The organism is Leucobacter sp. gxy201, from assembly GCF_051043335.1.
Classification (GTDB): domain Bacteria; phylum Actinomycetota; class Actinomycetes; order Actinomycetales; family Microbacteriaceae; genus Leucobacter.
On the sequence record NZ_JAMXWS010000002.1, the window covers coordinates 93,117 to 111,794 of the forward strand.

General features: G+C 68.9%; 15 protein-coding genes and 1 pseudogene. 10 read left to right on the forward strand and 6 right to left on the reverse strand.

Annotated elements, in window-relative coordinates; all coding sequences use genetic code 11:
* Positions 1-302: 302 nt before the first annotated feature.
* A complete protein-coding gene (locus NHL51_RS03330) occupies positions 303-539 on the reverse strand; it encodes a hypothetical protein (RefSeq protein WP_434141755.1) in 237 nt (78 codons plus the stop codon).
* A gap of 49 nt (positions 540-588) precedes the next feature.
* On the opposite strand from NHL51_RS03330, the gene NHL51_RS03335 reads away from it, so the two are divergent.
* Positions 589-813: a hypothetical protein gene (locus NHL51_RS03335; RefSeq protein WP_434141756.1), complete on the forward strand. Its 225-nt coding sequence runs from the start codon at positions 589-591 to the stop codon at positions 811-813.
* A 244-nt stretch (positions 814-1,057) separates the two neighbouring features.
* Here the strand turns inward: NHL51_RS03335 and NHL51_RS03340 are convergent, their stop codons facing one another.
* Genes NHL51_RS03340 through NHL51_RS03350 form a run of 3 tightly spaced genes read right to left on the reverse strand, consistent with a single transcriptional unit; the run spans position 1,058 to position 5,653 of the window.
* Positions 1,058-2,980 (reverse strand): glycerophosphoryl diester phosphodiesterase membrane domain-containing protein, encoded by a 1,923-nt coding sequence (locus NHL51_RS03340; protein ID WP_434141757.1) that lies wholly within the window; start codon positions 2,978-2,980, stop codon positions 1,058-1,060.
* Positions 2,981-3,005: 25 nt separating this feature from the next.
* A complete protein-coding gene (locus NHL51_RS03345; RefSeq protein WP_434141758.1) occupies positions 3,006-3,992 on the reverse strand; it encodes a glycosyltransferase family 2 protein in 987 nt (328 codons plus the stop codon).
* Positions 3,989-5,653 carry a DUF2142 domain-containing protein gene (locus NHL51_RS03350; protein ID WP_434141759.1) on the reverse strand — a complete coding sequence of 555 codons (1,665 nt, stop codon included), beginning with the start codon at positions 5,651-5,653 and terminating at the stop codon, positions 3,989-3,991. The genes NHL51_RS03345 and NHL51_RS03350 overlap by 4 nt, the downstream gene beginning before the upstream one ends.
* 170 nt (positions 5,654-5,823) lie before the next feature.
* Here NHL51_RS03350 and NHL51_RS03355 point away from each other — a divergent pair, with 170 nt between their 5' ends.
* Positions 5,824-7,047 (forward strand): glycosyltransferase, encoded by a 1,224-nt coding sequence (locus tag NHL51_RS03355; protein ID WP_434141760.1) that lies wholly within the window; start codon positions 5,824-5,826, stop codon positions 7,045-7,047.
* Positions 7,044-8,309 (forward strand): glycosyltransferase family protein, encoded by a 1,266-nt coding sequence (locus NHL51_RS03360; RefSeq protein ID WP_434141761.1) that lies wholly within the window; start codon positions 7,044-7,046, stop codon positions 8,307-8,309. The genes NHL51_RS03355 and NHL51_RS03360 overlap by 4 nt, the downstream gene beginning before the upstream one ends.
* 178 nt (positions 8,310-8,487) lie before the next feature.
* Here NHL51_RS03360 and NHL51_RS03365 read toward each other — a convergent pair whose 3' ends face one another.
* Positions 8,488-9,648, reverse strand: coding sequence for an acyltransferase family protein (locus NHL51_RS03365; protein ID WP_434141762.1), 1,161 nt, complete (start codon positions 9,646-9,648; stop codon positions 8,488-8,490).
* Positions 9,649-9,740: 92 nt separating this feature from the next.
* Between NHL51_RS03365 and NHL51_RS03370 the strand changes: the two genes are divergently transcribed.
* Entirely contained in the window at positions 9,741-10,826 is a 1,086-nt protein-coding gene (locus NHL51_RS03370) for a glycosyltransferase (protein WP_434141763.1), read from the forward strand.
* A 19-nt stretch (positions 10,827-10,845) separates the two neighbouring features.
* Here NHL51_RS03370 and NHL51_RS03375 read toward each other — a convergent pair whose 3' ends face one another.
* Entirely contained in the window at positions 10,846-12,324 is a 1,479-nt protein-coding gene (locus NHL51_RS03375; RefSeq protein ID WP_434141764.1) for a helix-turn-helix transcriptional regulator, read from the reverse strand.
* Positions 12,325-12,667: 343 nt separating this feature from the next.
* Between NHL51_RS03375 and NHL51_RS03380 the strand changes: the two genes are divergently transcribed.
* The 6 genes and pseudogenes from NHL51_RS03380 to NHL51_RS03405 all read left to right on the forward strand — a co-directional run.
* Positions 12,668-13,939 (forward strand): cation:proton antiporter domain-containing protein, encoded by a 1,272-nt coding sequence (locus NHL51_RS03380; protein WP_434141765.1) that lies wholly within the window; start codon positions 12,668-12,670, stop codon positions 13,937-13,939.
* A 150-nt stretch (positions 13,940-14,089) separates the two neighbouring features.
* On the forward strand, positions 14,090-15,829 hold the full coding sequence (locus NHL51_RS03385; protein WP_434141766.1) for an alkaline phosphatase family protein: 1,740 nt from the start codon (positions 14,090-14,092) through the stop codon (positions 15,827-15,829).
* Positions 15,830-15,875: 46 nt separating this feature from the next.
* On the forward strand, positions 15,876-17,027 hold the full coding sequence (locus NHL51_RS03390) for a glycosyltransferase (RefSeq protein WP_434141767.1): 1,152 nt from the start codon (positions 15,876-15,878) through the stop codon (positions 17,025-17,027).
* 109 nt (positions 17,028-17,136) lie between these two features.
* Complete coding sequence (locus NHL51_RS03395) at positions 17,137-17,859, forward strand: alpha/beta fold hydrolase (protein WP_434141768.1); 723 nt, start codon at positions 17,137-17,139, stop codon at positions 17,857-17,859.
* Positions 17,860-17,961: 102 nt separating this feature from the next.
* Positions 17,962-18,276 carry a transposase gene (locus NHL51_RS03400; RefSeq protein WP_434141769.1) on the forward strand — a complete coding sequence of 105 codons (315 nt, stop codon included), beginning with the start codon at positions 17,962-17,964 and terminating at the stop codon, positions 18,274-18,276.
* Positions 18,212-18,574 (forward strand): annotated as a pseudogene (locus NHL51_RS03405) (IS3 family transposase); the annotation flags it as partial. The gene NHL51_RS03400 and the pseudogene NHL51_RS03405, both read left to right, overlap by 65 nt.
* Positions 18,575-18,678 lie beyond the last annotated feature (104 nt).

Here is an 18,678-nt window from a genome sequence, read left to right on the forward strand (position 1 = left end):
CGCGAACCCATTCATCTTTCCGTCCAATAACTTTCACCACCGCGATTGATAGTTAAGTTTAAACAGCATAACCTTAATCAACAAGGCCGGTACTTCAGATTATCCGCCCGCGAAGAGTCGTCGTCGGCACTCAAGCCGGCTGGCATCGCCCTTCGATACGGTTTCGGCCGTAGATCTGAGATCTCGCCAGGGATCGGCCGCACCGTCGGCCGATCGCATACGGTCGGGCGACGGGCGACGGAACCGCCGTAACGTTCTCCCAACGATGCCCCGCTGACGCTGCACGACCGGCTATGGTGCGGCTATGCGCAGTCGACGAATCCCACGGTCGTGGCGCTGCTCGGTGCGGCGCTGACGGTTCTCACCGCATACGGATCCCAAGCGTCGGGACCGCCCGCGTCGCCGACCTCGGCATCACCGGCGACACCGAGCTCGGTCCCGACGCCGACTCCGGCCGCGAAGGGCTCGCCAGGGACGTGGGAGCTGCAATCAGGCCAAGAACTGACTCCGGAGACCACCGAGTTCAAGATCTTGGTCACTCGCGCCGAGTGTTCGAGCGGTGTAACGGGGAAGACGCTGCCGCCCCAGGTGACGTACGAGACCGGCCGTATTCTGATCCGCGCCGTCGTCGAACCACTCGCATCAGGCTCCGATCGTACTCTATACACGTGCCAGGGAAGCCCTGCGGTCCCGGCAACCGTCGAACTCGCCGATCCCCTCGGCGATCGCGAGCTCGTGGACGAGACCTGCCTCGCGCCCGAGAATCAGGACACCGCCTTCTGCATCGAAGACGGGGGCGTGCGCTGGGGCTGAGCCGCACGCGAGGGGTCTGCCCCGCAGCCCGGCGCTGACTGAGCTACGAGGCAGACCTGCACGTTGACCGTGCGACCAGGGGTAAAGCCGCGCGACCGGGTATTGAGCGGCCGGCAGTGATGCGATAGGTGCACGCCGATGCGTTGCGCACTGACCGGCCACCGGCTTCAGGTTAGCCCGATGGCGAGAACAGCCGATCCGGAGTACGTGCTCACCCGTACCGGGCCCGACCGCGACCTCAGGGCTACAGCTTGATGAGGTCGCGCAGATCGTCGAGCAGCACGGGCAGCACCCGGGCGTCGGCTTGCACCCGCTCGAGCTCGGCGAGGCCGAGGTCGGGGCGATCCGAGATGATGCCGTCGACCCCGTCGCGGAAGAGGTAGCGCATATCGCGCGGATCCTCGACCGTCCAGACGTAGAGCTCTTTGCCGCTCGCATGCACGGTGTTGAGCACGTCGTGCGAGTAGACGGCCTGCTCGACGACGAGGAAGTCGGCGGACGACTCGACGGGCGCCCCGCCGTACGACAGCGGCACGATGTACCCGATCGCCCGGTCGGGGTACTGCTGCTTCATCTCGTCGACGACCTTCGCGCTCAGCGTGTGGAAGTAGTGATCGTTCTGCCCACCGTGCCCGTCGACAGTCGCGATGAGGCGGTCGAGGTAGTCGGGTGTCTCACCGCCGTGCACCTTGACCTCGATGAGCAATGTCTGCCCGCCGTCGCTCGCCCGCTGCAGGTATTCCTCGAGCGAGGGGATGGTCGCAGTGTTGCCCGCCTCGTCTTTCACCTCGATCTGCGTCGCATCGGCCTGGGCCAGGTCCGCGATGCGCGTATCGAGACCGGCGAGCCGTTTGAGGTCGGGGTCGTGCATCAGCACCCATTCGCCGTCGGCGGTCTGCTGCACGTCGAGCTCGACGACATCGGCCTGCGCATCGATCGCCGCTTCGAGCGCAGGGACCGTGTTCTCGACGCCGCCTTCGGTGAAGCCGCGATGGGCGAGAATCGTGGTCTTGCCCGTGCTGCGTTCGTCGATCACCGCGTACGAGTGCACCGCGAGCGCGGCGACCACGGCGAGACCGCCGACGATGATCGCGAGCCGCAGCGGTCGCCCGTTCGGCGTGCGACCGGAAGGTGTGCTCGCCGGGGATGCGCCAGGGTATGCGCCGGCTGCCGCCGTCGCGGGTTCCGCGGTCCGGGGAAGCGCTTCGGGCGAGGGCTCCTGCGCGACAGGCGAGCGCTGTGCTGCGCGCCCGCGGTACGCGGCGATGAGCAGGTGCGCCTGCACCCACAGCATCAGCCCGGTGACGAGGAAGACGAGGAGCTGCGCGAGTCCGAACATGATCGCTGCGGTCACCGGCGAGGCGGCCGGCAGCACGCTATCGGTCAGCCAGACCGGCAGCAGGGCGACGCCCCCGATGAGCGCGGTGAGCGCCACGAGCGGCAGCACGATCGCAGCGAACAGCAGCAGCACCTGCACGCTGCGCCATCTGGTCGACCGCCAGCTCGCGGCGAACGCGCCGAGTACGCCGACCTGCGTGGTGACGATCGCCGGCATCACGAATGCGAGGCGCAGATTGAGGTAGGCGATGCCGAGCATGACCGCCGTGTACAGCACGGCGTGCAGCGGCTCTTTCAGCAGTTCGTCGCTCACGAAGGCGGGCACGGCGACCCAGCGAGTCAGGGCCGAGTTCACACCGATGTGCGCGAGCGGCACGACGATCACGATGTACGGGATGAGCATGAGCGTGCCGGGCTGCCGACGGAGCCGATTCGCGATCGAGAGAATCGCATGCGTGATATTGCGTAGCCCGGGGGTGATGCCTGCCTGCCGCAGGTTCGCCGCGACGAGGAAGACCATGATCTGCAGCACGATCGCGATGACCGCGCACACGAGCGATGCGATGACGATACCGAGGCCCCAGGGGCTCGTGACGAGGCTCGAGATGTCGTCGGTGGTGAGCGACCTGAGGCCGGCGGATCGCACCCCTTCGGAGAACATGAACGCCAGCGCCGGCACCGCGACAAGCGCCACGGCGCCTTGCACCAGCACGACCAGCAGGGCGCCGCGCCCGATGCGCCGCAGCGCATGGCGGTACCCCACGACGATTCCAGTCTTCGCAGAGATGCGCGCTTCACGCTGCTCTCGTCGCGGCGTCTCCTGTCGCATGCGGCCTCCCCGTGCGCAGCCCGCGCTACACGGGCTGCAAGATGTTGCGCACCGCATCCTTCAGGCCGGTGCCGTAACGACCATAGCGCCCGAGCCGCAGCTGCCTGAGCACGGGCACGATGCGCAGCGCTCGCGCTTCGGGGTACGCCTGTCGCGCCTCCTCGAAGAGGTACTTCTCCTGCGCCTCGGCGATGCGTTCGGGGCTCGCCCCGGGAAGCCCGGAGATGCGCGATGCGAGCGCCGCGGCGCGCAGGTAGAGGCGACGGTTGCGATCGGTGCGGGGCTCGGCGAACATGCGCACCTTCTGCCGCACGCCGAGCCGCGTCATGCCGACCTCGTTGCTGTCGTGCTGGCGGTAGTCGGTGAGCTGCTCGTCGTGCATGCGCACGCCATCGCGCAGCGAGGCGACAAGGGCGAGCCATTCGTCGTGCAGCCACGAATCCGGGAAGGGCAGAGCGGCCTCGACGACCTCGCGGCGCAGCACGACGGTCGCGCCGGTCGCGAGGTTGCGGCGCAGCAGCTGCTGATAGACGCGGCCGGTTTCGACCAGGGATCGCTCCTCGGCCGACATCGCGAGCGCCGTGAAGAGATCGTGCCCGAGCGGTGCGCCGGCCGCGTCGACCTGGCGCGCATTGCTGAACACGTAGAGCGTGGCGGGGTCGTCGAAGCGGGCGGCGAGACGCTCGATGCGTTCGGGATGCCACACGTCGTCCTGATCGCAGAGCGCGATGAGATCGCCGGTCGCGGTGCTCAGTGCCTGCTCGAAGTTCTTCGTGACGCGCAACGGCGGGTCGTTGCGCAGCACGACGAGCTCGGGGGCGGTGCCGTGCACGTCGCGGTGGGCCGCGACAGCGTCCTCGACGATCGCGACGGTGCGATCCTGGGAGGCGTCGTCGCTGAGCACGATCTCGTCGACCGGCCGCGTCTGCGCGAGGATCGAGGCGATCTGCTCGCCGATGAAGCGCTCGCCGTTGTGGGTGCCGAGCGCTACCGAGATGCGGGGCGCGCTCACGGGGCGACCTGCTTCGCGGAGTCCTCCTCGGCGGCCTCGGGGGCGGTCTCCGTTGCGGCTTCGGGGGCCGGTTCAGGAGCGGTCGTATCGGGTGCGGTGATAGGGGCGGCCCCGCCCGCGATCGCCGGCTCGGCCGCCGGCGCTGCGGCGAGCGCCGGCACCATCGCCGCGGAGCTCGTGCCCGGGATGAGCCGCTGCCCGCGCTTCGTGAAGAGCAGCAGGTAGAGCCCGAAGAGGAACAGCCCGAACGCCGCGCTCGAGACGAACCAGACGGTCAGCGGCGGCAGGGGTACGGTGCTCCACCACCACTCGTAGCCCTGGTTGAGGTTGCCGTTGGCCTCGTCGACGCCCGTGAGGTAGCGCTGCATGTTGGTGTGCATCGCCTGCGCGTTCATGACGCCGACGCCGAAGAACACGAAGAAGGCCTGGATCTTGTTGAGGCCGAGGTTGTCGGAGTCGAAGCCGCTCGTGGCGAGTCCGATGAAGATGAGCATGAGCGGCAGGATGTAGCGCGGCTGCACTTCGAGGCCGACGTTGGCGTGCTGGCCGTGCAGCACGTAGAGCGGCAGCACGACGAGGGCTGCGAGCGTCAGTGCGAGCGAGAGGGTCTTGCGCCAGCCGAGCTTCTGCAGGCCCCACATGAGCAGGGCGACGAACACGCCGATCATGACGACCATCACGCTCGGCAGCACCGGGGTGTCGAGCCAGCCGAGGCGCCAGGCGCCGAGGTTGCCGGCCCAGAGGAAGGGCAGCTGGGTGATGTTCGAGATGAGCAGCTTGATCTGGTCGCCGATGCCGTAGCTCGGGGCGGTGATCGCCTCGGCGCCGGCGACAACGGCCCAGCTGGTCTGGCCGGAGGTGAGCACGGAGTAGCCGCCGACGGCGATGAGGCCGAGCGGCAGCAGGCACAGCGCCAGCCACTGGCGGCTGCGCCGGAAGCTCATGATCATGGCGATGACGGCGGCGAAGGCGACGTAGCTGGCGGCGTCGCTGCGGGCGCCGGCCCCCATGGTGCCGGCGAGCGCGCCGAGCGCGCCGAGCCCGATGCGGGGGCCGAGCCGGTCGGTTCTCAGGTATTCGGTGAGCGCGACCCACACGAGCAGGCCCGAGAGCACGGCCCAGCTGCTCGGGTTCGAGCTCGCGATGAAGAAGACGCCGACGGGCACGAGGGCCACGGTCGACGCCCACAGGATCGGCCCGCGCCGCCCCGGCCTGATGAGGGCGAGCACGGCGATGGTGAGCCCGACGAACACGGCCGCGTTGAAGAGGCGCATCGCGATGACGGAGCCCTCGATGTTGTCGGTCACGAAGACGCGCATCACCGAGTAGAAGACGGGCGGATAGCCGCCGCCCGCGTTGGTGCGGGTGGTGCCCATGAGGTCTTCGTCTTCGGGTACGCAGGCCGCGCTCTGCTCGTCGTTCGCGGCGTAGCAGTGCGCCGAGAGCACGAGCCAGCTCGGCACCTCCTGCACGAGCGCCTCCGAGCCGGGCTCGCACACGTTCTCGGTCTCGCCCCAGGCGCACCAGATGCTCGCGAGGTGGTAGTCGTCGTCGGGGGCGGCGCCGACGGGCGAGGCGAGCGCCCAGCCGCCGAGCCCGACGAACGCGAAGAGGCCCAGCGCCAGGGTGATGACGATGCGCTTCCAGCGGCTCGACTCCATGTGCGTGCGTGTCCTCTCAGCCGCGGATTCTCCCGATGAATCCTACCCGAGGCATCATCCATCGCGGCGGGGCGCACCGTGCGGCGCCCGGGTGCCGTTCGGGCGGCGATCGGGCCGGGTCGAGGCCCCCGCGCAGCTTTCACTACGTCTTTCCACGTACACTCGCACGCATGACTTCGGTCGAACGCTTCGCCATCGCCTCCCGCATCTACCGCCCCGAACCCGCCGCCGCTTCCCTGTTCCTCGGCAGCGTCTCCGATGCGCTCGCTGAGGCCGGGCACGACATCGAGGTGCTGACGGTGACTCCCCCGCGCTCGCTGCGCGGGCGGTCGGGCGGTTCTCGCCAGGGATCGCCGAGCAGCTCTGAGCGGGTGCGCACCTTCCCGGTGCTGCGCGACAAGAGCGACTACGTGCGCGGCTATCTGCAGTACCTGTCGTTCGACGTGCCGCTCGCGTTCCGGCTGCTCTTCGTGCGCCGCCCGTCGGTGGTGTTCGTGGAGCCGCCGCCCACGACGGGCGCGGTCGTGCGGGTGATCTGCGCGCTGCGCCGCATACCGTACGTCTACGACGCGGCCGACATCTGGTCGGATGCGGCGGGGCACGCCACCGACTCGTCGCTCGTGGTGCGGGCGCTGCGCTGGGTCGAGCGCTTCGCGATGCGGGGCGCCGCCGCCATGACGACCATCTCGGAGGGCGTGGTCGGGCGCGTGCGCGAGCTCGGGGTCGACACCCCGATGACGGTGACCGGCTTCGGCGCCGACACCTCGGTCTTCTCGTACGAGGAGCGCCCACTCGAGAAGCTCTTCCTCTACGCGGGCACCTTCACCGAGCTGCACGGTGCCGGCATTCTCATCGACGCGTTCGCCCGCTTCAACGAGACGCACCCCGGGTACCGCCTGAAGTTCGTCGGCCACGGCACCGGCGTCGAGGCCATGCGCACGGAGGCCGCCCGTCTCGGCGTCGCATCGAGCGTCGAATTCACTGAGTCGATCCCTGCGGCCGAGCTGCGCCCGCAGCTGAACGGTGCAGTCGCGAGCCTCGCCACCCTCGACCCCGATGGCGGATACGCCTACGCGTTCACATCGAAGGCGTACTCGTCGCTCGCAAGCGGCTGCCCCGTCATCTTCGCGGGCGTCGGCCCGACGGTCGATTTCATGGACGAGGCGGCCGGCTCTCTGCCCGTCGGGCGCGCGGTCGTCTACGACGCCGACGCGATCGCGGAGGCGATGCGGGCCGCGGCCGACCACCCGCTGCCGGCAGACGAGCGGCAGCGGGTCGCCGAATGGGCGGCCGAGGAGCATTCGATGCTCGCGACGGGCCGCAAGGTGCGCGATGTGCTGCTGCGGGTGGCCGCGTCAGCGCCGGCGCTCAGGCGGTACTCTCGGAAGCCATGAGCATGAAGCAGTTCTTCGCATCCGCCGCCGACTGGGCGGTCAAGAACAAGTCGCGCATGCCGCGCTGGATGGGGCGCCTCATGGAGTCGGCCGCGCGCAACCCCGACGGGTTCATCGGGCGCGTGAGCGGCAAGCTGCTCGGCGGGGGCGCGGCGAGTGCGAACACCGAGGTGCCCGGAGGCGATGTACGCGTCTACATCGCGCCGACGAACTACTCGGGCCAGGGCTACCTGTGGGCGCGATCCCTGGAGCAGTTCGGGGCCGGGAACGAAAGCGTCGACGGCGAACGCGAAACGGTCGCGGCCCGCAACTGCGCCGTCCTGCTGCCGGGCGGCTACGCCTTCCCCGCCGATACGCCGGTATCGATCGCGACGGTGAACGCGTCGGCCGAGTGGGCCGAAGCCGAGTGGCAGGCCGCGAAGCGGTTCACGCACGTGCTGGTCGAGGCCGAGCGGCCTATGTTCGGAAAGCGCTTCGGCCGCGACCTCGAAGCCGAGGTGCGGGCGCTCGAAGCCGAGGGCGTCTCGGTCGCGTTCATCTGCCACGGCACCGACATCCGCGACCCCGAGCGGCATGCGGCGCTGACCCCGTGGTCGCCGTACCCCGAAGACCCGCGCACCGCCGACCTGCAGAGCGACGCCCGCGAGAACGCTGCCCTGCTCGAGCGCATGGGGCGGCCCGTGTTCGTTTCGACGCCCGACCTGCTCATCGACGTGCCCGGTGCGACGTGGTGCCCGGTCGTCGTCGATGCCGAGCGCTTCGCCACGGATGCGCCGCTCCTGCCCGCCGCGCGCAGCAGCCGGCCGCGCGTCATCCATGCGTCCAGCAACCACCTGCAGAAAGGCAGCGGCAGCATCGAGCCCGCCATGGCCCCCCTTGTCGCGAGCGGCGCGCTCGAATACGAGCTGATCGGGTCGACGCCGTCGGCCGAGATGCCCGGCGTCTTCGCGGGCGCCGATATCGTGCTCGACCAGTTCCGGCTCGGCTCGTACGGGGTCGCGGCGTGCGAGGCGATGGCCGCCGGCCGCGTCGTCGTCGGGCACGTGCTGCCGCAGGTGCGCGAGACCGTCGAACGCGATGCGGGCGTGGAGCTGCCCATCGTCGAGGCGACGCCCGATACGCTGCACGATGTGGTGGCCGAGCTCATCGCCGACCCGGCGCGCATGCGCGAGCTCGCGGCGGCCGGCCCCTGCTTCGTGGCGCGGATGCACACGGGCGAGGCGAGCGCCCGGGCGCTCACGTCGCGCTGGATCCGAGCGTAGCCCGGGCTCAGGCACACGCGTGCGGAGCTCGGATCTCCGTCACGCGCCTCGAACACGGGCCATTTCATCCAGCTCGCCGGCACAGCGCCCCCAGTGTGGAGCCTCATGCATCACCGGCATGCCCTGGGTGGTGCTTCAGGCTCCACGCCTCTTCGGGAGCGCACACCTCTTCCGAGGCTCAGGCGGCAGCTGCGCCGCGCCCGGCACCCCGCTCGGCGCGGGTCTTATCGCGGGCGTCCTTCCAGCGGCGCATGCGCCCCTCGACGGGGTGCTCGATGAGGCGGTAGAGCAGCCAGGCGAGCAGGATGTCGACGGCGAGCAGCGCGAGGTTCCACCCGATGTTGCTCCACGAGGGGGCCTGCGGGCCGAAGACGCGCAGGGCGAGGTAGATCGCGGTGGCGTGCACGAGGTAGAAGGCGAACGACCAGGTGCCGAGCCTCACCTGCAGCTTGGTCTCGAAGATGGAGCGGCGCCCGCGCAGCGTGTTCAGGCTGAACACGAGAATGGCGAGGCCGGTGGCGACCGTGAAGATCTCGTTGCCGAAGCCCGCGAGCACGCCGAGCGGGCGGATCCCGTTGAAGAACTCGGAGCCCATGATGACGACCAGCGCGGCGCCGATCGCGGCGACGCCGACGAACGGGTGCAAGCGCGGGCGCCAGCCGCTGCGCACGGCCCAGGCGAGCCCCATGCCGAGCAGGAACTCGGGCACGCGGGTGACCGGCACGGGCACGGCGGCGAGCCAGGATTCGGGCCAGAGCGTCATGCCGAGGCGATAGGCGAAGGCCCACGCGATCGCGGCGAGCGAGAAGAGCAGCGCACCGCGCTTCGTGAGGGGCAGCAGGATGCGCGACACCCACGGGTGGATCGCGTAGAAGAGCGCCTCGACCGAGAGGGTCCAGGCGGCCGGGTTGCCCGAGAAGAGGATGACGGGGTTCGCCCACCATGCCTGCAGCACGACGACCGAGAGCAGCAGGATGCCGAGGTCGAACGGTTTCAGGAAGCTGCCTTCGGGAATCGGCGCGAAGGTGTAGAAGACCGGGATGGCGACGAGCAGCGCGACCATGTGCGCGGGCCAGATGCGGGCGAAGCGGCGCCAGTAGAACGTGCTCGTCGGCACCTGCGGCCGCATCGACCAGGTGAGCACGAAGCCCGAGAGCACGAAGAAGAAGGTGACACCGAAGTAGCCCTGGTTGAAGAGGAGGTTGATCTTGCCCGGCAGCGGCGCGAAGACGCGCATGTGGTACAGGAAGACCATGAATGCGGCCCACCAGCGCAGCCCGGTGAGCACGTCGAGGCGCGGCGTGCGTTCTGCGAGGATCGCTGCGGTTCTCGGGTTCATAGTCTCGGTTCTGCGTCGGAAAAGGGCCGCGGTCAACTCTACTGCCTCGCGCGCGCACGACCTGGAGTACGTGTTTTCCGTAAGATGGCAGGGTGAACGAGTATGCAGTCGACGTCGTCATCGCGGTGCACTCGGCGGAGCGCCCGGTGGCCCGCGCGGCCGGTTCGGTGCTCACCGGCACGCAGGCCCCGGTGCGGGTGACCGTGGTCGCGCACAACATCGACCCCGAGATCATCCGCGAGCGGCTCGGCGATCTCGCGGACGACCCGCGGCTGCGGCTCATCGGTCTGGCCGACGGCATCCATTCCCCCGCCGGCCCTATGAATCTCGGCTTCGCCCGCGCCGAGGCGCCGTTCGTCGCGCTGCTCGGCTCCGATGACGAGCTCGCGCCGGGCGCGATCGATTCGTGGTTGGCGCTGCAACGCGAGACGGGTGCCGACGCGGTGCTCGCGCGCATCCGGCTCGCGAGCGGCGGGGTCGATCCGTACCCTCCCGTACGGCTCGGTCGGCGGGTGCGCGATCTCGACGGCGCCAGGGATCGCCTCGCGTATCGCAGCGCGCCGCTCGGCATGGTGTCGCGCGAGCGCTTCGGCGGCCTGCGGCTGACCACCGGTGTCGGGTCGGGCGAGGATCTCGCCTACTCGCTGACGGTGTGGTTCACAGGCGCGCGCCTCGCGTACGACCTCGCAGGCCCCGCCTACATCGTGAACGGCGACGCCGGCGACCGCGTCACCTCCGAGGCGCGCCCCTTGGCCGAGGATTTCGCGTTTCTCGACCACCTCGAGGCGATGCCGTGGTTCGCGCAGGCCCCGGCCCGGGTGCGCGAGGCCGTTGTCGTGAAGCTCATCAGAATGCACGTGTTCGATGCGCTCCTGCTGCGGGCGAACTCGGATGAGCAGCTGCGCGAGAACCGTGCCCCGTTCCGTGCGGTGCTCGCGCGGCTCACGCGCTTGTCGCCGTCGGCGCCGGGGCTGCTGTCGCTCGCGGACCGCCGCGTGCTCGATGCGCTGGGCTCGGACACCGAGCTCGATGCGGTGTCCGTGCGTGCGATGATCGCGGCCCGCAGCCGCTACACGTCGCCCGCGGTGCTGCTGACGCGCAGCCCGTTGCGCTGGTTCCACGCGCAGGCGCCGTTCCGCACGCTGCTCGCCGGCGCGCTGATCACCCGACGCGGCTGACCTCGCACGACGAAGAGACTCACTCTCCGGTCTGCATGAGGAGCGCGATCAGCCGGCTGCGCGACGTCACGCCGGCCTTGCGCAGAAGCGCCGCGACGTGCACCTCGACGGTGCGCTCGCTGATGCGCAGGACCTCGCCGATCTCGCGGTTCGTCATTCCACGGAGCACGAGCCCCAGCACGGCCTGCTGCCGCGGGGTGAGCGCCGGCACCGCCTGTTGCTCGTTGCACGAGTCGGCCCGTTCGACGGCCTTCTGGGCGAGCGCCTGCGCGGCCGCCGCGAAGCGTTCACCCGCAACCGGGCCGAACGCGACGTGCTTCTCCGGTTGGGCCCCGAGGAGCGCTTCGAAGCGCTCTGCCAGCGCGAGATCGACCGGCACGCCGGCTTCCGCGAGCAAACGCATGAATTTCGGGATCACGCCCGCCGCGGCGTGCTCGAGCGGCATCCGCGGCATGTCCTCGGAGATGGTCTGAGCCGCGCTTTCCAGCTTCCCCGCCTGTATCTGGACTCCGGACTTGAGCGCGCACATCTGCGCATCGGCGAGCGGCGTGAGGCGGTGGCCCTGGGTCGTCCACCCGTTGCTTCTGCCCAGGGCGGACATCGTCAGCAGCAGCTGAGCGCCGTAGCTGTCGCACTCGTCGAACTGTTCCGAGTACCACAGCTCCGTGAGCGTGCCGATGCCGTCCATGGCCTGCTTGTCGGCGTGCGCCTCGGCGACTTCGCCGAGCCACTCGGCGACCTCGACGCCGCGTTTGCGGTTGTCGGGGTGCGGCGCGGGGCCCTGTTCGATCCGGTGGCTCAGTTCGACGAGATCGCGATGGTCGTCGGCGCGGCCGAGCAACTCGCGGGCCTCATCGAAGCAGCCGTGCCAGAATGCCGCTCTTCCGCAGATCGACAGCGCTTGGGCCTGGGCGTCGCGCGTGGAGTCGATCACGCTGTGCGCCAGCGCGTAGGCATTGCGCGTGTATCCCCGTTCGAGCTGCGACTGAGCCTCTTGCAGAATGGACTGCACCAGCGGGCGCTGTCGGCCGAGGTCGCTCGAGCGGGCCGTGTAGAGCAGTGCGGCCTCGCGGCACCCCGAGCGCCTCGCCGCGCGCGCGAGTTCGACATAGGCCTCTCTGCGTTCGAACGGGCTCGCCTCGTGCACGACCCGTGAACGTACGCGTTCGTCCGCGAAGCGCAGCAGCCCATCGATGATCTTGAGCTCCTGCTTCAGCGGCCCGAGCAGCAGCACCGATGCGTCGACTGCGGAGGCGGCGAGCACGATCTCCGGCCGGCCGGTGACGTCGAATGCCGCGCGCAGCAGCAGGCGGCGGGCGGCGGGCGTACTGTCGCGGGGCACGACGCTGTCGCTCATGGCGGGCACGAATGGCAGGATCTCCGGCAGCATGCTCCGTCCCGCCAGCTGCGCGGGTGTCAGGGCGTCGGCGACGTAGCGCATGCACGTCGCGTCGCGTCGCGTGAACCCGGCGAGCCTGATGGCAACTTTCGGCGACATCACTGCGTCTTCACCCCTTCGCGCCTGCTAGATCCGTGGAATACCCGCGCATTCCCTGCAAACTGTCTACCACGGCGGCTATGCCGGTCATCGCCCGCATAGCGACCCGTGCGGCATGAGGTGCGAGCAGCTGCTGCGAATGGTGCAGACCATTGAGATTCTTCCCTCCCGGGCTTTTCAGCACCGTCGCCGAGCCCCTACGTGAAACTACGCAGAGGCGAGGGCTCGAGCCTCCGCGGCAGCGGCCTCCGCGGCACGGCGATATAGTCTGGTCGGGTTCGCTCTGGTCAGCCAGACCCGGGCGCACACGGCCCGGCATGGCAGTTCATGGAGAGGACGCGACATGGCCACCCTCCTCGTATGCAATACGATTGCGATCCTGCTGTGGACGGTCGTCAGCAAACGGCTGCGGCGCTGGCATATCTCGGGAGCCGTGGCGATGGTGCTGTGCGGCACGATCGCGGGCCTCTTCCTGCGCGATGAGATCAGCGAGCATCTGAACACAGATCTCGCCGAGCACATCGTCGAGCTCATCCTGGCGGTGCTCCTCTTCGTCGACGCGACCGAGGTGCGCGGCGGCTTCCTCGCCGGAGAGCGCTCGGTGGTCACCCGCCTCCTCGTCGTCGCCCTGCCGCTATCGCTGATCCTCACCGGGGCCGTCGCCATCCCGCTGTTCGACCTGCCCTTGTTCAGCACCTCGTCGATCGCGCTGGTGCTGGTGCTCGCCTGCATCGTGCTGCCGGTCGATTTCGCCCCCTCTCCCGAAATGATGCGCGACCGGCTGGTGCCCCGCAGGCTTCGGCACGGCCTCGCCGTGGAGAGCGGCTACAACGATGGCATATTCTCGCCCATCTTCGCCTTCGCGCTGCTGCTGCTGGGCGCCGCGAACGATGGCGAGGCGCTCACTCCCGCCGAGGCGCTCGGCCATGCCCTTCCCGCCGCCGGTTTCGCGGTGCTCGTCGGCGTCGGCGTCGGCGGATTCATGGGAGCCGCCGTCCGCCTCGCCCTCGCACGCGATTGGGTCGATGCGCACGGCGTGCGCGTCGCCATGCTGCTCGTGCCGTTCGTCACCTACGAGTGCACGGTCGCACTGAACGGCAACGGCTTCGTCGCCGCGTTCCTGGCAGGGATCGCCTACAAGCTGCTGCGCACCCGGGGTCGCGGCGACGACCACGACGTGCCGCACGCCGAGCTCGCCCTCGTCGATGATCTCGGCGCCGTGGCGTCGCTGTTCATGTGGTTCATCGTCGGCTCGGTCACGGCGCTGGTCTTCACCACTCCGGCCGGTTGGCCATGGATTCTCTTCGCCGTTCTCGCGCTCACGGTGCTGCGCATGGTGCCGGTCTACATCGCCTTCCTCGGGAGCCGGGTCTCGCTCCGCGAACGCACCACCCTCGGGTTCATCGGCCCCCGCGGCACTTCGAGCATCGTCTTCGGGCTGCTCGCCTTCAACGCCTTGAACGACGATGACGCGAACGCCGCCATCTACGTGACGGTGATCACGGTGCTCGGAAGCATCATTCTGCACGGCTGGCTCGGACCGCGCGTGCTGCGAGCCCTCCGCCCGGGAGGCGTCGGCGCGGCGGGCGCCGATCCGGCACGGGAAACCACGTAGGCGCCTGATCCCTGGCGAGGTTTCGCCGCTCGGCCGGAGACGCTCTGCTTCCACCGTCGAACGCAGGGGCACGCTGCTAACGTAACGCTCGGGCACGGCACGGCCTCGTGGCCGCCGACCCGCTGCATCGCCGCCAAGAAAGGACCCTCTGTGAGCAAAGAAGCCGGCGCACCCGAACCGACACGGCGCAACCTCCTGAAGTGGGGCGGGGTCGCCGCCGCGGGTGCGGTATTCGCGGGAGGCGGCGCGGCCGCCGGTGCTGCGGCGGGCTATCGTGCGGGCTTCCAGGCCGGCACGGACAACTTCGCCAACCTCTCGCCCCGCAAGACCCCGGGCTTCGACCATCTCGTCGTCGTCATGGGCGAGAACCGGTCGTTCGACAATCTGCTCGGCTACCTCTACACGCCCGACACGCTGCCCGAGGGCAAGAGCTTCGAGGGGCTCGCGTTCGGCGACTACAGCAACACCGGCCCCGACGGCACGGTTTACAGCGCCCACGTCTACGAGGGCAGTACCGACGACATCATGGGCCAGCCGAGCCCCGACCCGGGCGAAGAGTTTCCGCACGTCAACACGCAGCTCTTCGGCACCGTCGCTCCCGCCGGCAACTCCGAGCTGTGGGTCGAGCACATGGAGCACCCGTTCAACAGCCCGGCGCCTGGGCTGCAGCCCGACAATTCGGGGTTCGTGCAGGATTACTACATCAACTACCGGCGTCTGCAGAAGGGCGTCGAGCCGCCGTCCGACGAGCTGAACACCATCATGGGCAGCTTCTCACCCGACATGCTGCCCGTGCTCTCGACCCTCGCGCAGGAGTTCGCGGTCTTCGATCACTGGTTCTGCGCCGTGCCCTCGCAGACCTTCTGCAACCGCTCGTTCTTCCATTCCTCGACCTCCCACGGCTTCGTCACCAATAAGCACGGCGGCGGGTACCAGAAGTGGATCGACTCCGAGCAGTCGCCCACGATCTTCAACCGCCTCGACGATGCGGGTGTGGACTGGCGCATCTACTACGACGAACTGCAGCTGCTCGCGTTCACGGGCGTGCTGCACGCGCCGGTGCTCGAGAAGTTCTGGAAGTCGGATCATTTCGCGACCATGGACCAGTTCTACATCGATGTCGAGAACGGCGATCTGCCCGCCTACTCGTTCGTCGAGCCGCGCATGGCGTTCAACCACAACGACTTCCACCCGCCCTTCGGCAAGCTGAAGGAGTCGAGCCTCGAGGGCATGGACGTCATCGACAGCGCCGTCTCCGATGTGCGCGCGGGCGAGGCCCTGATCCACAACATCTACTCGGCGATCAAGAATTCGGCGTCGGACGAGGGGTCGAATGCGGTGAACACCATGCTGCTGATCACCTTCGACGAGCACGGCGGCACCTACGACCACGTGCCGCCGCCCGCGACCGTCGCGCCGCACGGGGATGCCGCGCCGGGCGAGATGGGCTTCACCTTCGAGCGCCTCGGATGCCGCGTTCCCGCGATCGCCGTCTCGGCCTACACGGCCCGAAATACGATCGTGAACGACGTGATGCATCACGGCTCGGTGATCAAAACGCTCAGCGAGCAGCACGGCCTCAAGCCGCTGTCGCGGCGGGACGAGAGCGCGAACAGCCTCTCGCTGGTGGTGAATCTGGAACAGCCGCGCCATCCCGAGGATTGGCCGGAGACCTCGCCCCAGTGGCTGCCCGAGAACCCGCAGGAGGCGCCGCCGCACCCCGCGCACGAGCACAAGGACAAGCCGCTGAGCCCTCCCGGCCGCGGTCTCGTAGGGCTCGTGCAGGCGAAGTTCGGCCTGCACGATGTGCCGGAGGCCGAAACCTACGAGGAGGCATACACTCATCTGAAGACGCACGGCGCCGGCGTCATGGGGGTCGAGCGGGCGTAGCCCGTCCCCGGCGCCCGGCCCCTTCAGCATCGTCCTCAGGAGTATCTTGCGCATCGCAGTCGTTTCCCGCATCTACCGCCCCGAACCGGCTGCGGCCTCGCTGTTCCTCGGCGCCGTCGTCGACGCGCTCCTCGCCGAGGGGCACGAGGTCGATGTGCTCACCGCGACGCCACCGCCCGGAATGCAGCCGCAGTCGCGCGGGGAGCGCGTGCGCACCAGGCCGGTGCTGCGCGACAAGTCGGGGTACGTGCGCGGCTACGCCGGGTACATGAGCTTCGATATCCCGCTCGCCTTCCGTCTGCTCGTACTGCCGAAGCCGCACGTCGTGCTGGTCGAACCGCCGCCGACGACCGGCGCGGTCGTACGCATGGTCTGCGCCCTCCGCCGCATCCCGTACGTCTACGATGCCGCCGATATCTGGTCCGATGCCGCACAGCTCGAGGAGGTGCCGGGCTGGGTGATCCGCGCACTGCGCGCAGTCGAGCGCTTCGCGCTTCGCGGGGCTTCGCACATCGTGACGGTCTCGGAGGGCGTGGTGCGGCGCGTACGCGAGCTCGGCGCCAAGCGCGCGGTGACGGTGACCGGGTTCGGCGCAGATGTCGACGAGTTCCCCGTCGCGGTCCGCGAGCGCGAACCGGTCTTCGTCTACGCCGGCAGCTACTCCCCGTACCACGGCGCCGATATCTTCATCGACGGCTTCGCCCGCTTCCTGGACACCCATCCGGGGCACCGACTGCGCTTCATCGGTAACGGCGTCGAACGGCCGAAACTGCAGGCGCGGGCGCACGAGCTCGGCATCACCGACAGCGTCGACTACATCGACCCGGTGCCGCCGAGCGAACTGGTGCCGCACCTCGCGAGCGCCGCGGCCAGCCTCGCCTCGATCAAACCGGACACGGTGTACGAGTACTCGTACGCTTCGAAGGCCTTCTCGTCGCTGAACGTCGGCTGCCCGGTGCTCTTCACCGGCCCCGGCCCGACGATCGACCTGCTCGAGCATGCGAACGAGCACGTGCGCGCGGGCGAAGCCTGCGCCTACGACGCGAATGCGGTCGCGGCGGCGATGGCGCAGCTCGTGGACGATCCTGCGTCCGCTGCAGAGCGCGAGGCGCTCGGCCATTGGGCCGCCGAGCATCACTCGCTGCAGTCGGTCGCGCGCTATGTCGCGGACGTCGTCATCGCGACCGGCGGGCGCTGACCACCTGCAATGTTACTTCTGGCATGAAGAAGTTCATGTCCAGGAGCTTCGGAGCGACGCTATTCTCGGGTTAAGACACGGCTTCAACGAAGAAGGAGTGGATCAGCTCATGACCAGAACTTTTATCCTTATTCACGGCGCATGGCACGGCGGCTGGGCCTGGCGCCCGGTTGCAGAAGAACTGCGCCGTTCAGGCCATCGGGTCATTGCCCCGACCCTCCCTGGTCTCGCCGACGGCGACGACCCGCGATCGCACAGCCTCACCGACGTCATCGACTATCTCGTGGATCTCGTCGAGGGCGCTGATCTGCAGAACGTCACGCTCGTCGGCCACAGCTGGGGTGGGTACCCCATGACCGGGGCCGCACCCCGGCTCGCGTCGCGGCTGGAGAAGCTCGTCTATTGGAGCGCCTTCGTACCGAATGACGGGGTCCCACTGCTCGAGGAGGTGCCGCCCTCCTACGTCGAGGCGTTCACCGGGCTCGCGGCGGCGTCGGGCAACAACAGCATCGCGCTGCCGCTCGAGATCTTCTCATCGGCCTTCATGCAGGATGCCGACGAGAAGGCGCAGCGGCTCGCCCATGGACTCTTGACCCCGCAGCCCATGCAGTACCTCACCGAACCGGTGGCAGCGCTCGACTGGGCTGCACTGGGCGTTCCCGTGAGCTATGTCGCCTCTGACGCCGATCTGTCACTGCCTCCCGGCGAGTGGGGGTATCTGCCCCGATTCCCGCAGCGCCTCGGCGAGGTGCCGGTGACCGAGACGCCGGGCAGCCACGAGGCGCTGTTCACGCGTCCGGTCGAGCTCGCCCGGTCACTGCTCGCGGCCTAGGTGTACTGACCCGGATCGTTGTTGACGTAGGAGAGACCTCCGTAGTCGAGGTGGTGATTCGCCCTGGGTTTCGTTCCGTTCTTCAAGCAAGGATGGAACACGATGAATCAGAAGTACTCGCCCGAGATGCGCGAACGCGCGCTCCGGATGCTCGACGAGGCGAAGCCCGAGCACCCGAACCTCATGACGGCCGTCCGGCATGTCGCAGCGCTCCTCGGCATGAGCGCCGAGACCCTGCGCGTCTGGCATCGCCGCCGCGAGGTTGACGCCGGTGAACGGCCCGGCGTGCCCAGCGACGTCGAAGCCGAGAACGCCCGGCTGCGCCGCGAAGTCGCGGAGCTGAGAAAGGCGAATGAGATCCTCAAAGCTGCGAGCATCTTTTTCGCGAAGGAGCTCGACCACCCCTCGACGAAATGATCCGGTTCATCGACGAGAACCGGCAGCGTTTCGGGGTCGAGCTCATCTGCTGCGTCCTCCAGGCGCGGTGCGAGGGTTCTTCACCTCCCGCGGTTATCGCGCCGCGAAAGCCCGCCCGAAGTCAGCCAGGCAGTTGCGTGACGAGTTGCTCGTCCCAGAGATCGTGCGGCTTCACGGCGAGAACTACGGCGTCTACGGCGTCCGGAAAATGCATGCCTTGCTGCGCCGGCAAGGATGGGACGTCGGCCGCGACCAGACCTCGAGGCTCATGCGCCTGGCCGGCGTCCGCGGGGTCTCGAAAGCCCGTCGGGCGTTCACGACGAAACCCGATCCGGAGCAGGCGAAGCCGAAAGACCTCGTTCAGCGCGACTTCACCGCTCCCGCGCCGCGGAAGCTATGGGT

Coding starts and splice junctions, on each gene's coding strand:
- NHL51_RS03340 (WP_434141757.1), bottom strand. CDS start 2,980: ATGCGACAGGAGACGCCGCGACGAGAGCAGCGTGAAGCGCGCATCTCT.
- NHL51_RS03350 (WP_434141759.1), bottom strand. CDS start 5,653: ATGGAGTCGAGCCGCTGGAAGCGCATCGTCATCACCCTGGCGCTGGGC.
- NHL51_RS03355 (WP_434141760.1), top strand. CDS start 5,824: ATGACTTCGGTCGAACGCTTCGCCATCGCCTCCCGCATCTACCGCCCC.
- NHL51_RS03360 (WP_434141761.1), top strand. CDS start 7,044: ATGAGCATGAAGCAGTTCTTCGCATCCGCCGCCGACTGGGCGGTCAAG.
- NHL51_RS03365 (WP_434141762.1), bottom strand. CDS start 9,648: ATGAACCCGAGAACCGCAGCGATCCTCGCAGAACGCACGCCGCGCCTC.
- NHL51_RS03375 (WP_434141764.1), bottom strand. CDS start 12,324: ATGTCGCCGAAAGTTGCCATCAGGCTCGCCGGGTTCACGCGACGCGAC.
- NHL51_RS03380 (WP_434141765.1), top strand. CDS start 12,668: ATGGCCACCCTCCTCGTATGCAATACGATTGCGATCCTGCTGTGGACG.
- NHL51_RS03395 (WP_434141768.1), top strand. CDS start 17,137: ATGACCAGAACTTTTATCCTTATTCACGGCGCATGGCACGGCGGCTGG.
- NHL51_RS03400 (WP_434141769.1), top strand. CDS start 17,962: ATGAATCAGAAGTACTCGCCCGAGATGCGCGAACGCGCGCTCCGGATG.